Here is a 13,215-nt window from a genome sequence, read left to right on the forward strand (position 1 = left end):
GAAGCTGGCCCGATGCGGTGTAGCCACCATACAGCGCAGCCGCGTCGGGCCAGCGGCGTTTCGGCTATTCGCGGGTCTTGAAGCGCCAGCTCTCGTTGCCGGTTTCGACGATATCGCAGTGATGGGTCAGGCGATCGAGGAGCGCGGTCGTCATCTTGGCGTCGCCGAAGACCGACGGCCATTCTCCGAAATCGAGGTTGGTCGTCACGATGATCGAGAAGGATGAACATGAACAAATTTTAACGCTGATTCCAAAGTTACCGATATTTTACTGAATCATACATACGTTTTGGACATAGTCTGCTAGTTATAACGGCAGGCTGCATCTACTGCTATGCGCGGCCGAGCCATGCCTATCTGGGGCTGTCGCCCCGGCTCGATTTCGAGACCCGGCTGACGGTCAAGCCGAACGCGCCCGAGCTTCTGGCGCGCGAGCTCTCGGCGCGCGGCTACGAGCCGGCGCCGATCGCCATCGGCACCAATACCGACGCCTACCAGCCGATCGAGAAAGAGCACCAGGTGATGCGGCGGATCCTCGAGATCCTGCTGGAATTCCGCCATCCGGTGACCATCACCACCAAGGGCACGCTGATCGAGCGCGATCTCGACCTGGTCGCCAAGCTGGCGGAGCGCAATCTGGTGCAGGTGGGCATCTCGGTGACGACGCTCGATCCCGCGATCGCGCGGAAGATGGAGCCCAGGGTGCCCGCGCCCGCGCGGCGGCTCGGCACCATTGCGCGGCTGTCGCGGGCGGGCGTGCCGGTGCGCATAATGATGTCGCCGGTGATCCCGGCGCTGACCGATCACGAGATCGAGCGGGTGCTCGAGGCGGGCAAGGCGGCCGGGGCGAAGGCGGCGAGCTGGATCATGCTGCGCCTGCCGCTCGAGGTGTCGGGGCTCTTCCGCGACTGGCTGGAGGAGGAATTCCCCGACCGGGCCGAGCGGGTGATGGGCCGGGTGCGCGAGACCCAGGGCGGGCGCGACTACCGCCCCGACTGGGGGCGGCGGATGAAGGGCGAGGGGGTGCATGCCAATCTGGTCGCGCGCCGTTTCGAGATCGCTAGCCGCAGGCTGGGGCTCGACGGGCCGCTGCCGCCGCTCGACCTGTCGCAGTTCCGCGTGCCGCCGCGCCCGGGCGACCAGCTCAGCCTGTTCTGAGCCGGTCAGCGGCGCAGGAAGCGGCGGGCCTTCGGATCGCGCGGGTCGCGGAATGGCTCGGGATGGGCGATGGCGCGGGCGATCTCCGCGCCCGAGCGCAGGAGCTTCCAGCGCGACGGCGCGGTGATATAGAGCGGCGCCCAATTCGGGTCGAACATCGCCTTGAACCGGGCCAGCCCCAGCCCGCCGGTCCGCCCGGCCAGCCGCGTCTGCAGCCGCGCGAGCGTGCTGTCGCGGCTTTCTTCCTGGTCCTGGCCGCCGATGAAGGGCGCGGCCGCCAGCGACAGGCGCGGCACGCCCTCGGCCGCGGCGTCAAGCAGCGCGGCATGGATCAGCCCGTGCGCCGTGCCGTCGGTGGCATCCGCAGCCGGGCGCATCAGGTCGAGCGTCCATTCCCCGGCGGAGGCATGGAAGGTGACGAAGCCGCGGAGCTCGGTCCCCTGCCAGGCCAGGTAGATCCGCTGATGCGCCAGCAGCGAGGGGTGGAAACGGCCCATCGAGAAGCCGCGCTCGCCGCCATGCGCCTCCGCCCAGGCGGCGTTGATCCGCGCCATCTGCGGCAGGGGCAGCGCGCCGGGCTCGGCGGCCAGGAATTCCAGCCCCTCCTTCCCGGCATGGCGCAGCTTGCGGCGCAGCTGCCGCCGGGCACGGGTGGCGACGTCATAGGCGGCCGGGTCGAGCCAGGCCTCCCGCGCGACCTGCAGCACGTGATGGCCGCGCCGCCGGGCCCTGACCGCCATGCGGGCACCGCATTTGTAGTGGCAGGGGCTCAGCCCTCGGTCGCGGGCGAGCTGAAGGAACTCCTCGCCGACCTCGGCCATGGCGCCCGAGGGGAAGGGATCGCGCAGCATGACCAGCGAATGCCCGGCCACGCCGATCACCGCGCCCGCGCCGCGGGTGGCCGACCACAGCAGCCCGAGCCCCGGCTGGCGCGCCAGATGCGCCTCGGCCAGCGGCGATCCGGCCAGCGCGCGGCCAAGCCCGGTCTGCGGGCAGGCCAGATCCGCGCCCCGGCGCCATTCCAGCTCGATCGCGCCCTGGCGCGGCCTGATCAGCGCCGGGCAGGCCAGCGCGACCGCGGCGAGGCTGGCGGGCAGGGCGAAATAGACCAGCCGGTAGCCGGTGATCGCCGCCAGCAGCAGCGCGGGATCCGCCGCGGGCAGGAGCGACAGCATGGTCAGCTCGAACGCGCCGATCCCGGCGGGCGTGCCCGACATCAGCCCGGCGCCGAGCGAGAGCAGGAAGACCGGCACCATCATGTGCAGCGGCACGCCCGCGGCGCCGTCGAGCAGGACATGCATCACGCCTGCCGCGGCCAGCATGTCGAGCGCGGCATAGAAGGTCATCGCGGCGATGCTGCGCATGCCGATCCCGGCGCTGCGCATCCGCCGCCGCAGCCGCAGCGGCAGGCGCGACGGCCAGAAGGCCAGCACGGCGGCGAGGCCGGTGGTGCCGAGGAACCCGGCCCGCGCCGCCAGCGCGGCATCGGCACGGAGTTCTGGATGCAGGGTCAGCGCCGCCATGCTGAGCCAGGCCCAGATCGCGAAGAAGCCCGCGGCCATCACGGTGGAGAGCATCAGCGCCCGCCCGGGGCTGAGCCCGGGAATCAGCCGCCAGCGCGCCAGCGCGCCGGTGAGGATGCCGAGCCCCAGCATCTGCGAGATCGCCATCGAGGCCATGCCCGCGCGCCGCGCCAGCCGCTGGCCGACGCCGGTATGGAACATCCGGTGGGCGATGGCGTCGAAGCGCCCGAGCGCCCAGTAGCCGAGCGCGGACAGCGCCAGCGCCTGCGCCCAGGCAGCCGGCGCGATCCGGGCGAAGGCTTCGCGCGCGGCGGCCAGGTCGATGTCGAGGAATTTCTCGCGGAACGCGAGAACGAGCAGCACGGCCAGGGCAGGGGCGGCAAGCGCCCGTCCCAGCGACCGCGGCGTGGCAAGCCGCGCCCGAGCCGCATCCGGCAAGATCGGTGGCATGGTCGTTCCCCTCTGTCCCTGGACCCGGGGGAACGATAGGCGGGGCATCCAAAGGAATGCCTAACGCCGGGCCGCCGGCGCGGCCCGGAAGAGATCAGCCCTTACGGGTTGTTAACGTCAGTTCCCGGCGGCCAGGTCGGCCTTGGCCTGGGTGAAGAACTCGACCATCTTCTCCTTGATCTGCTCGTCGGTGGTCAGGTCGCCCAGATCGGTGCGGACCTTGTGGAGCACCGCCAGATGGCGCGGATCGTCGATATCGGCACGCACCACCTCGATGATGTAGGCATCAAGCTCGTCTCCGGACTTGCCGAGCAGTTCCCCGGCCCAGCGGGCCAGCGCGCGGTCGCGGCGGGCAATTGCCTTGAAGGCCATCTCCTCGCTGCGAACGAACATGGACTCGAAGCCCATTTCGCGTTGGTCAAACGTGGTCATGGCACCATCTCCCTCCTAGTGCGCGTCCACCAACATATTCCGGTCTTTTGCGATGTCGCACAAGGCCTTTCCCGGCGTCCTTGCGGGATGTGTGGCCTTGCCGTATATGACGCCCACCCGGCGCCAGATGCGCGCCTCTCTCCCAGGTGGAACACGCAATGGCACGTCGCAAGAAAGTCTATGAAGGAAAGGCCAAGATCCTTTACGAGGGTCCTGAGCCCGGCACGCTCGTCCAGTACTTCAAGGACGACGCCACCGCCTTCAACGCCCAGAAGAAGGACGTGATCGAGGGCAAGGGCGTCCTGAACAACCGCCTCAGCGAATTCTTCATGGAAGGGCTCGCCGCCATCGGCGTGCCGACTCACTTCATCCGCCGCATCAACATGCGCGAGCAGCTGATCCGCGCCGTCGAGATCATTCCGCTCGAGGTGATCGTCCGGAACCGCGCCGCGGGCAGCCTCGCCAAGCGGCTGGGCCTCGAGGAAGGCGCGCCGCTGCCGCGCCCGATCGTCGAATTCTGCTTCAAGGATGACGGGCTGGGCGATCCGCTCGTGACCGAGGAGCACATCATCGCCTTCGGCTGGGCCTCGCAGCAGGACCTGGACGACATGATCGCGCTCGCCCTGCGGGTGAACGACTTCCTGTCGGGCGTCATGCATGGCGTCGGCATCCGCCTGATCGACTTCAAGATCGAGATCGGCCGCGTCTGGGAAGGCGACTACCAGCGCCTGATCGTCGCCGACGAGATCAGCCCCGACAGCTGCCGGCTGTGGGACGTCAAGACCGGGCAGAAGCTCGACAAGGACGTGTTCCGCCAGGATCTGGGCAGCCTCACGGATGCCTATTCCGAAGTGGCCAAGCGGCTCGGCGTCCTGCCGGTGCAGGCAACCCCGATCAAGCCGACGCTGATCAATTGAAAGCCGGGAGGCGGGACAGTCGTTCTGTTCCGCCGGAAAGCCTCAGAGGGGAGTTGAATCCCCTCGGGCTACCCCCTAGACGCGGGCCCAGATGCCTGCTTCGGGACTGAGAACACAAGGGACGATCATGAAAGCACGGGTGATGGTGATGCTGCGCAACGGGGTCCTCGACCCGCAGGGCGAGGCAGTGCGCACGGCACTGGGCAATCTGGGCTTCGAGGGCGTCGGCGGCGTCCGCCAGGGCAAGGTGATCGAGCTCGACCTGTCCGAGACCGATCCGGAATCCGCCCGCCACAGCGTGACCGCCATGTGCGAGAAGCTGCTGGCGAATACCGTGATCGAAAGCTACCAGATCGAGATCCTGTGATGCGCGCCGCTGTCATCGTCTTTCCCGGATCGAACTGCGACCGCGACATGGCGGTGGCCTTCCGCGAGGTGACCGGCGCCGAGACCACCATGGTCTGGCACGGCGAGAGCGGCCTTCCCGACAATATCGACATCGTCGGCATTCCGGGCGGCTTCTCCTTCGGCGACTACCTGCGCTGCGGCGCGATCGCGGCGAATTCGCCGATCTGCCGCGCCGTGGTGGACTACGCCAAGGCGGGCGGGGCGGTTCTGGGCGTCTGCAACGGCTTCCAGGTCCTGACCGAGACCGGGCTGCTGCCGGGCGCGCTGATGCGCAATGCCAACCTGAAATTCATCTGCAAGCCCGTGGGCCTGACGGTGGAGACGGCGGACAGCATCTTCACCTCGGGCTACGAGAAGGGCCAGCGGATCGAGATTCCGGTCGCGCATCACGACGGCAACTACCGCGCCACCGGCGACCTGCTGGCGCAGCTCGAGGCCGAGGACCGCATCGCCTTCCGCTATGCGGAGGACATCAACGGCGCCGATGACCGCATCGCCGGCGTGCTTTCGGCGAACCGCCGGGTGCTGGGGCTGATGCCGCATCCCGAACGCGCCGTCGACGCGCTGCATGGCGGCACGGACGGCACGGCCATGTTCAAGGCGCTGGCCGAGTCGCTGGTTTCGGCCTGACCCGGACGGACGCCGCGCGGCGCTCCGCCTATCGGGCGGCGCGCCGCATCCGCGCGCTTGGCATTCCCCGCGCCCGCGCATATTTTCCCCGCGTGACACAGAGACAGGACAAGCCGCGCCCGCCATCGGGCCCGAACCGCAGCTGGGCCTTGCGCGCGGCCGTGCTGGGGCTGTTCGTTGCGGCCATGGGGCTGATCTGGATCACCAACCAGATCCTCAGCCAGCGCTTCTCCGAGTCGAGCCGGGCTCGTTCCGACGTGCGGCTGGCGCTCTATTCGGGCAACCTGATCTCCGAGCTCGAGCGCCAGGAGGTGGTGCCGCTGCTGCTGTCGCGCGATCCGCTGCTCCTCGGCGCGCTGGCCTCGCAGGATTTCGCCCAGACCTCGCAGCTTCTCATCAAGTACCGCGAGGAAATCGGCGCGGCGCGGCTCTTGCTGCTCGACAGCGCCGGGCGGGTGGTGGCCTCGTCGGACCGCTCGAACCTGGGCGAGAACCAGCGCTCGGCCTCGTATTTCATCGAGGCGCTGCGCTCGGGCGACACGATTTACACGGCGAGCCCGACCGAGTCGGGCAGCACCGCCTTCTTCTACAGCCGCAAGGTCGTGCAGTCGGGCGATACGCTCGGCGTGATCGCGGTCGAGGTCGATCTGCGGAAATTCCTGCCCCGCTGGGCCTGGCTGTCGGATTCGGTCTTCGTGCTCGACAGCTCGGGCCGGGTGGTACTGTCGACGACGCCCTACTGGACCGGTCTGCAGGAGGACGACTTCCTCGGCGCCGCCAGCCCCGCGACCGGCTTCCTGCGCAGCTTCGCGGGCGCGCCCGGCGACGGCTATATCGACGGCGAGCCGATGATGCGGCAGGAGACGCGGGTGCCGTTCCAGGGCTGGCGGCTGGTCTCCTACACCTCCTTCGCCCAGGTGCGCGAGCGCGTGGCGGCGGTGCTGGCGGTCGAGGTGATGGGCTTTGCCATCGTGCTGGCGCTGGTCTTCTTCCTGGTTTCGCAGTCGTCGAACCGCCGCTCGGCGCGGCTGGCGCGCGAATCCGACCGGCTGCGGCGGCTGAACCAGCGGCTGCAGGCCGAGATCGCCGAGCGCGAGAAGGCCGAGCGCAACCTGCAGGTGGCCGAGCAGTCTCTGGCGCAGAGCTCGAAGATGGCGGCGCTCGGCGAGATGTCGGCGGCGATCAGCCACGAGCTGAACCAGCCGCTCGCGGCGATGAAGACCTATCTGGCGGGCGCGCGGCTGCTGATGCAGCGCCAGCGGCTGGAGGAGGCGCTGTCCTCCTTCCACCGCATCAACGGGCTGATCGACCGGATGGGCTCGATCACCCGCCAGCTCAAGGCGCATGCCCGCAAGGAAGCGGACGAGCTGATGGAGGTCGACCTGCGCGAATGCGTCACCTCGGTCATGGAGATGATGGCGCCGCAGCTCAGCCGCAGCCCGGCGCGGGTCAGCCGCACGGTGCCCGAGCATCCGGTGCTGGTGATGGCCGACCCGGTGCGCATCGAGCAGGTGCTGATCAACCTGCTGAGGAACGCGCTCGACGCGACGCAGGCGGTCGAGGAGCCGATGGTCGACATCGTGCTGAGCCAGGGCGATGTCGCGACGCTTTCGGTGCGCGACAACGGCTCGGGCATCTCGGACCTGCAGAACCTGTTCGAGCCCTTCTACACGACCAAGGCCCCCGGCGAAGGCGTCGGGCTCGGCCTGGCGATTTCCTCGACCATCGTGAAGTCCTTCGGCGGTCGCCTGACGGCCCGCAACGGATCGGGCGGCGGGGCGATATTCAAGATGGATCTGCCGCTGATCGGCGATCCGGAAGTAACGGAAACACAAGCAAGGTCCGGCCAACCGGACACCGCGGCGGAGTAGTGAATGAGCAAGCAGGTCATCAAGATCGCAATCGTCGATGACGAGGCGGACATGCGCCAGTCGATCAGCCAGTGGCTGAGCCTCTCGGGCTTCGAGACCGAAACCTTCCCCAGCGCCGCCGATGCGCTCGCCGTCCTGCGCAATGGCTGGCCGGGCGTGGTGGTCACCGACATCAAGATGCCCGGCATGGACGGCATGGCCTTCCTCAAGCGGCTGATGCATCTCGACAGCGGCCTGCCGGTCATCATGATCACCGGCCATGGCGACGTGCCGATGGCGGTGGAGGCGATGCGCATCGGCGCCATGGACTTCATGGAGAAGCCCTTCGATCCCGAGCGCCTGACCGAGCTGGTGCGCAAGGGCGTCGAGGCGCGCCGCGCCAACCTGGACAACCGCGCGCTGCGCGAGGAGCTGTCGGACGGCTCGGCGCCGGTCGGCCAGCTCGCGGGCAACTGCGCCGAGATGGTGCAGCTGCGCGAGGACATCCTCGATTTCGGCCAGTCGCCGCTGCCGGTGCTCATCGAGGGCGAGACCGGCACCGGCAAGACGCTGGTGGCGCGCGCGCTCCATGCCGTCGGGCCGCGGGCCGGCAAGCCGATGCAGCGCTTCTTCTGCGCCTCGATCTCCCCGGCCCAGCAGGCGGCGGCGCTGTTCGGCGACGAGGCGGCGGGCGCGCCGGGCATCCTGGCGGAGACCCGCGGCGGCACGCTGATCCTCGAGGATGTCGAGGCGCTCGACACCGACGCGCAGGTCAAGCTGGTCGCCTGGCTCGATGCCGAGGACGAGGCGACCGCGCCCAGGGTGATCGCGATCTCGAACCTGCAGGACAGCACCGAGCCGCTGGATGCGCGGCTGCGCCCGGATCTGTTCCACCGGCTCAGCTGCCACCGCCTGGCGCTGCCGCCGCTGCGCGCGCGCGGCGACGACATCCTGACGCTCTTCAACCAGATGATGCGCCGCGCGGCCGAGGAATACGGCTGCGAACTGCCCGATCTTTCGGCGCAGGATGCCGCGCAGCTGATGCAGGCGCCCTGGCCGGGCAACCTGCGGCAGCTCTCGAACATGGCCGACCGCGCGGTGCTGCAGGCGCGGCGCGAGAAGGGGACGCTGACCTCGCTGCTGATGGCCGACAACGAGGCGCTGACCCCGGCGATGACCCAGGAGGGCAAGCCGCTGAAGGAATATGTCGAATCCTTCGAGAAAATGCTGATCGACAATACCATGCGCCGCCACAAGGGCTCGGTCGCGAAGGTCATGGAAGAGCTCTGCGTGCCGCGCCGCACGCTGAACGAGAAGATGCAGAAATACGGCCTGTCCCGCTCCGACTACATTTCCTGAGCGCGGAACTTGCGCGGGACGGGGCCCTTGCGGCCTGTCCCGCGCAAATTGCCATTGTCATTCCGGCAAAGTGCAGTTTAAGTGAGATACCGGGCTGCGTCCCGACGATAGATTTCCCTGGTTCGACCTCTGGCGCCGAAAAACGGTCCGGGTCACGCCAGTCGAAACCCCCCTTTGCGGGGACCCAAACGCTCGCATCGGCCATGACCGACGGGCCACGAACCGGCCCCGGACAGGGGCCAAGGATGAAACGCGATGGAACCGGATCGGTTGAGGGCAGGGCAGGCGAGGGCGAAAACGCCGCTTGACCCGCAATCCCGATCCACCGCTCCGGCCGTTGCTTCGACCCCAGATCCTGCCGCTGCGCCCTATCGGCGTGAGAGCCTCCGGTGCCCGGCAGGTCGCAAGAGTTATAATGGCAAAGAAAATGCTCATCGATGCCACGCACCCGGAAGAGACCCGGGTCGTCGTGGTCGACGGCAGCAAAGTCGAGGAATTCGACTTTGAGTCCGAGAACAAGCGCCAGCTGGCTGGCAATATCTACCTGGCAAAGGTCACGCGCGTAGAGCCGTCGCTCCAGGCTGCCTTCGTCGATTACGGCGGGAACCGTCACGGCTTCCTGGCCTTTTCGGAGATCCACCCGGACTACTACCAGATCCCGGTGGCCGATCGCGAAGCGCTGATGGCCGAAGAGCGCGCCTATGCGGAATCGCTGAAGGATGACGAGGACGGCGAGGACGGCCAGCGCCGCTCGCGCCGCCGCACGCGCAAGTCCAAGGACGGCGACGAGGCGAAGCCCGCCCGCAGCCGCTCGCGTTCCAAGGCCAAGGACGCCGCCGAGAAGGCGCCCGAGGCGCCCCGCGAGACCGGCAAGGACCGCGCCATCCCCGGCATGGACGTGGTCGATCTCGATCCCGAGGACGATCCCCTCCTGTCGCCGGTCGGCGAACAGGGCGGCATGGCCGTGGTCAGCGCCGAGGAAACTTCCGAAGCGCCGGTCGAGGCCGTCGCGGATGCCGCGGTGAGCTCCGAAGCGCCTGCCGGCGCGGTCGAGATCCCGATCGCGACCCCGGCCGCCGAGGCTCCGGAAGCCGCGGCCGAGGCGCCGGCCGAGCTTCCCGAACCGGCTGCGGCCGAAGAGGCTGCTCCGGCTGAGGCAGAGGCAGAGGCCCCGGCAGAGCCGGACGCCGCCGAAGAGGCCCCCGAGGCGGAGACGCCGGCCGGGGAAGAGCCTGCCGCAGAGGCCGAAGAGGACGAGAAGCCCGCGGATGACACGCCGCCGAGCTACATGGCTGCGTCCGGCCCGTCGGATTTCGTCGCCTCCCAGGAGGTTTCGGACACCGGCGCGGACGAGGATGACGGCCAGTCCGAGGTCCCGCTCCACGAGAACGAGCCCGAGGAAGCCGAGCACGACGACACCATCGAGGACGTCGAGACCGACGATATCGAGGAAGAGGTCGAAGAGGCCCGCCGTCCGCGCTCCAAGCCGCGTCCCCGCCGCTACAAGATCCAGGAAGTCATCAAGGTCCGGCAGATCATGCTGGTCCAGGTGGTCAAGGAAGAGCGCGGCAACAAGGGCGCTGCGCTGACGACCTACCTGTCGCTGGCCGGGCGCTACTGCGTGCTGATGCCGAACACCGCGCGCGGCGGCGGGATCTCCCGCAAGATCACCCAGGCGGCTGACCGCAAGAAGCTCAAGCAGATCGCGACCGAGCTGGACGTGCCGGAAGGCGCGGGGCTGATCATCCGCACCGCGGGCGCCAAGCGCACCAAGTCGGAGATCAAGCGCGACTACGAATACCTGCAGCGGCTCTGGGAGCAGATCCGCCAGCTGGCGCTGAAATCCTTCGCGCCCGCCAAGATCTACGAGGAAGGCGACCTCATCAAGCGCTCGATCCGCGACCTTTACAACCGCGAGATCGACGAAGTCCTGGTCGAGGGCGAGGCGGGCTACCGCAACGCCAAGGACTTCATGAAGATGATCATGCCGTCCCATGCCAAGAACGTGCAGCAGTACACCGATCCGCTGCCGCTCTTCGCCCGCCACCAGGTGGAAAGCTATCTCGACGGGATGTTCAATCCGGTCGTGCGGCTGAAATCCGGCGGCTACATCGTCATCGGCGTCACCGAGGCGCTGGTCGCCATCGACGTGAACTCCGGCAAGGCGACGAAGGAAGGCTCGATCGAGCAGACCGCGCTGAACACCAACCTCGAAGCTGCCGAGGAAGTGGCGCGCCAGCTGCGCCTGCGCGATCTGGCGGGCCTGATCGTCATCGACTTCATCGACATGGAAGAGCGCAAGAACAACGCCGCCGTCGAGAAGCGCTTCAAGGAGAAGCTGAAGACCGACCGCGCGCGCATCCAGGTCGGCCGCATCTCGGGCTTCGGCCTTCTGGAGATGTCGCGCCAGCGCCTGCGCCCCGGCATGATCGAGGCGACGACCCAGCCCTGCCACCACTGCCACGGCACCGGCCTGATCCGTTCGGATGACAGCCTGGCGCTGTCGATCCTGCGCCAGATCGAGGAAGAGGGCGTGCGCCGCCGCTCCCGCGAGGTGCTGGTGAAATGCCCGGTCGGCATCGCCAACTACCTGATGAACAACAAGCGGCTCCATATCGCCAATATCGAGATGCGCTACGGCCTCTCGGTGCGGGTGGAATCGGATCCCTCGCTGATCAATCCGGACTTCACGGTGGAGCGGTTCAAGACCGCGACCCGCGCCGTGCCCGTGCCGTCCGCGCCGGTGATCTCCGTCGACACCTCCGATCTGCCGGAGATCGACGAGGAGGAGCTGCTGGAAGCGGATCTGGCCGAGGAGCAGGAGCAGGAGGTTGCTGCTGCGCCCGAGAAGGAGGCCGCTGCCGAGGACGACCAGCCGAAGCGCCGCCGCCGCCGCCGCCGCCGCCGGAAGGGCGGTCCGAACGAGGATGGCAGCGCCGAGAGCGACAGCCAGTCCTATGACGGCGACGAGGACGACGACAGCGCCGAGGACGGCCAGGACGACGAGGCCTCCGGCTCGGATGACGAGACCGAAGGCAGCGACGACCAGCCGAAGCGCCGCCGCCGCCGCCGTGGCGGCCGTGGCCGCCGCCGGCCGGGTGGCGAGGACGGGTCCGAGTCCGATGGCGAGGGCGAAAACGGCGAGGACGACGAAGCGCCCGCTGCTGCAGTGACGGCCGCCCCGGCCGAGTCGGCAGAGCCCGCGACGGAGACGGCCGTGTCGGACGCTCCGGCCGAGCCGGTCGCAGACGCGCCTGCGGAGCCTGTTGCAGAGCCTGTCGCCGAAGCGCCTGCCGAGGCGGAGCCCCGGCCCGAGCCGGTCGCGGAAGCTGCGGCAGAGCCGGAAGCGGAGGTCTCTGCCGAGCCCGTCGCCGAGACGGCGCCGGAGCCCGAAGCCGAAGCCCCGGCCGAACCGGTCGCGGAAACTCCGGCAGAGCCTGAACCGGCGGCACCGGAAGCGGCGGAAGAGCCCGCCGCGCCCGAGCCGGAGCCCGCTCCCGAGGCCCCGGCCGAGCCCGAACCGCAAGTGGCGGAGACCCCCGCCGCCCCGGCGCCGGAACCCGAGCCCGAGCTGGAAACGGCGTCGGCCGAACCGGCCAAGCCGAAGCGCCGCGGCTGGTGGTCGGTCGACTGACCTGACCTGACCGGACGAACAGCATGACAAGGGCCGCAGCGGAGCACCGCTGCGGCCCTTCGCGTTCCGGCTGCGGCGCCACGCATCCCGGCGCCAGGCAGGTGGCATGGCTGTGCGGCGTGGGTCAGCGCAGGCGGCTCGTTCCCCGCGGCGGCTGTCCGCGTGCCCGCCATGCAGCGCCCATGCCCGCCGGAAGGGCGGCAATCGACCTTGCGCCTCGGCAAGGGCGCTGCCATCGGCGATCGTCCGGCCCGTCTGCGCAAGCGCGCTGGCCGTTCTCGCCGCCCTCTCCCGATCGCGGAGGTGCATCGATCCAGTGACAACCTGCGCATGCCACAAGGGAGAATGTCGCAATGAGCAGGACGATGGACGCCGTATCAAGCGTTGGACGGCGACGCGGAGATGAAGGGGACCGTGGCGCCAGTGGGGCCGCGAAAGTCCCGGAAACGGCCCTCATGATCGAGATCATCCAGGGCACTTGAGAGGGACCGTGGCCCCGGTGGGGCCGCGCAAGCCCGATCAAGGACCGTGTCGGAGGCAAGTCGATCATCCGACCTCGCACCTTCCGAGATCGGCAACTGTCCTCCCGTCTCCGATGACGACACTGGCTGCTGCCGGATGGCTGGGCCGTGACCCGCCATTCCTTTTGCATCCATCGGTGGGATGATCGGCCTGCCGCGGCGAGGCGTTGTCGCGCAAGTCGTTGCGATCTCTGAAGGGTTCCATCCCTCGAGGACACGGGCGGGGGGACGATTCCGACCCTTCCCGGGGCCGGGATGCGGTTCATGACGGCGAGGCGGATCGGGATGTCGTCTATCCTGCCCTCGGGATTTCGTGCCGGGCCTCTTTTGCCG

General features: G+C 68.8%; 8 protein-coding genes and 2 pseudogenes. 7 read left to right on the forward strand and 3 right to left on the reverse strand.

Going from position 1 to position 13,215, the window contains the following annotated elements; all coding sequences use genetic code 11:
- Window positions 1–64: 64 nt before the first annotated feature.
- Window positions 65–217 (reverse strand): annotated as a pseudogene (locus FGX59_RS18845) (ATP-binding protein); the annotation flags it as partial.
- A 101-nt stretch (window positions 218–318) separates the two neighbouring features.
- Between FGX59_RS18845 and FGX59_RS18850 the strand changes: the two are divergent.
- Window positions 319–1,158 (forward strand): annotated as a pseudogene (locus FGX59_RS18850) (PA0069 family radical SAM protein); the annotation flags it as partial.
- Between the two features lie 5 nt (window positions 1,159–1,163).
- On the opposite strand, the gene FGX59_RS18855 reads toward FGX59_RS18850, so the two are convergent.
- Together FGX59_RS18855 and FGX59_RS18860 are read right to left on the reverse strand one after the other, a co-directional pair.
- Window positions 1,164–3,131, reverse strand: a complete 1,968-nt coding sequence (locus FGX59_RS18855; RefSeq protein WP_171060716.1) for a phosphatidylglycerol lysyltransferase domain-containing protein — start codon at window positions 3,129–3,131, stop codon at window positions 1,164–1,166.
- 117 nt (window positions 3,132–3,248) lie between these two features.
- Window positions 3,249–3,563 carry a DUF1476 domain-containing protein gene (locus FGX59_RS18860; protein ID WP_138468684.1) on the reverse strand — a complete coding sequence of 105 codons (315 nt, stop codon included), beginning with the start codon at window positions 3,561–3,563 and terminating at the stop codon, window positions 3,249–3,251.
- A 158-nt stretch (window positions 3,564–3,721) separates the two neighbouring features.
- Between FGX59_RS18860 and purC the strand changes: the two genes are divergently transcribed.
- The 6 genes from purC (at window position 3,722) to FGX59_RS18890 (ending at window position 12,361) form a co-directional block, all read left to right on the forward strand.
- Window positions 3,722–4,480: a phosphoribosylaminoimidazolesuccinocarboxamide synthase gene (gene purC / locus FGX59_RS18865; RefSeq protein WP_138468685.1), complete on the forward strand. Its 759-nt coding sequence runs from the start codon at window positions 3,722–3,724 to the stop codon at window positions 4,478–4,480.
- A gap of 127 nt (window positions 4,481–4,607) precedes the next feature.
- Window positions 4,608–4,847 (forward strand): phosphoribosylformylglycinamidine synthase subunit PurS, encoded by a 240-nt coding sequence (gene purS, locus FGX59_RS18870; protein WP_138468686.1) that lies wholly within the window; start codon window positions 4,608–4,610, stop codon window positions 4,845–4,847.
- Window positions 4,847–5,518 carry a phosphoribosylformylglycinamidine synthase subunit PurQ gene (gene purQ / locus FGX59_RS18875; RefSeq protein ID WP_138468687.1) on the forward strand — a complete coding sequence of 224 codons (672 nt, stop codon included), beginning with the start codon at window positions 4,847–4,849 and terminating at the stop codon, window positions 5,516–5,518. Before purS ends, purQ begins: the two co-directional genes overlap by 1 nt.
- Before the next feature lie 92 nt (window positions 5,519–5,610).
- Window positions 5,611–7,389 carry an ATP-binding protein gene (locus FGX59_RS18880; RefSeq protein WP_240722566.1) on the forward strand — a complete coding sequence of 593 codons (1,779 nt, stop codon included), beginning with the start codon at window positions 5,611–5,613 and terminating at the stop codon, window positions 7,387–7,389.
- Between the two features lie 3 nt (window positions 7,390–7,392).
- Window positions 7,393–8,727 (forward strand): sigma-54 dependent transcriptional regulator, encoded by a 1,335-nt coding sequence (locus FGX59_RS18885; RefSeq protein ID WP_138468688.1) that lies wholly within the window; start codon window positions 7,393–7,395, stop codon window positions 8,725–8,727.
- 415 nt (window positions 8,728–9,142) lie between these two features.
- Entirely contained in the window at window positions 9,143–12,361 is a 3,219-nt protein-coding gene (locus FGX59_RS18890; protein ID WP_138468689.1) for a ribonuclease E/G, read from the forward strand.
- Window positions 12,362–13,215 lie beyond the last annotated feature (854 nt).

Origin of the sequence: Poseidonocella sp. HB161398 (genome assembly GCF_005870025.1) — a bacterium.
Classification (GTDB): domain Bacteria; phylum Pseudomonadota; class Alphaproteobacteria; order Rhodobacterales; family Rhodobacteraceae; genus Mangrovicoccus.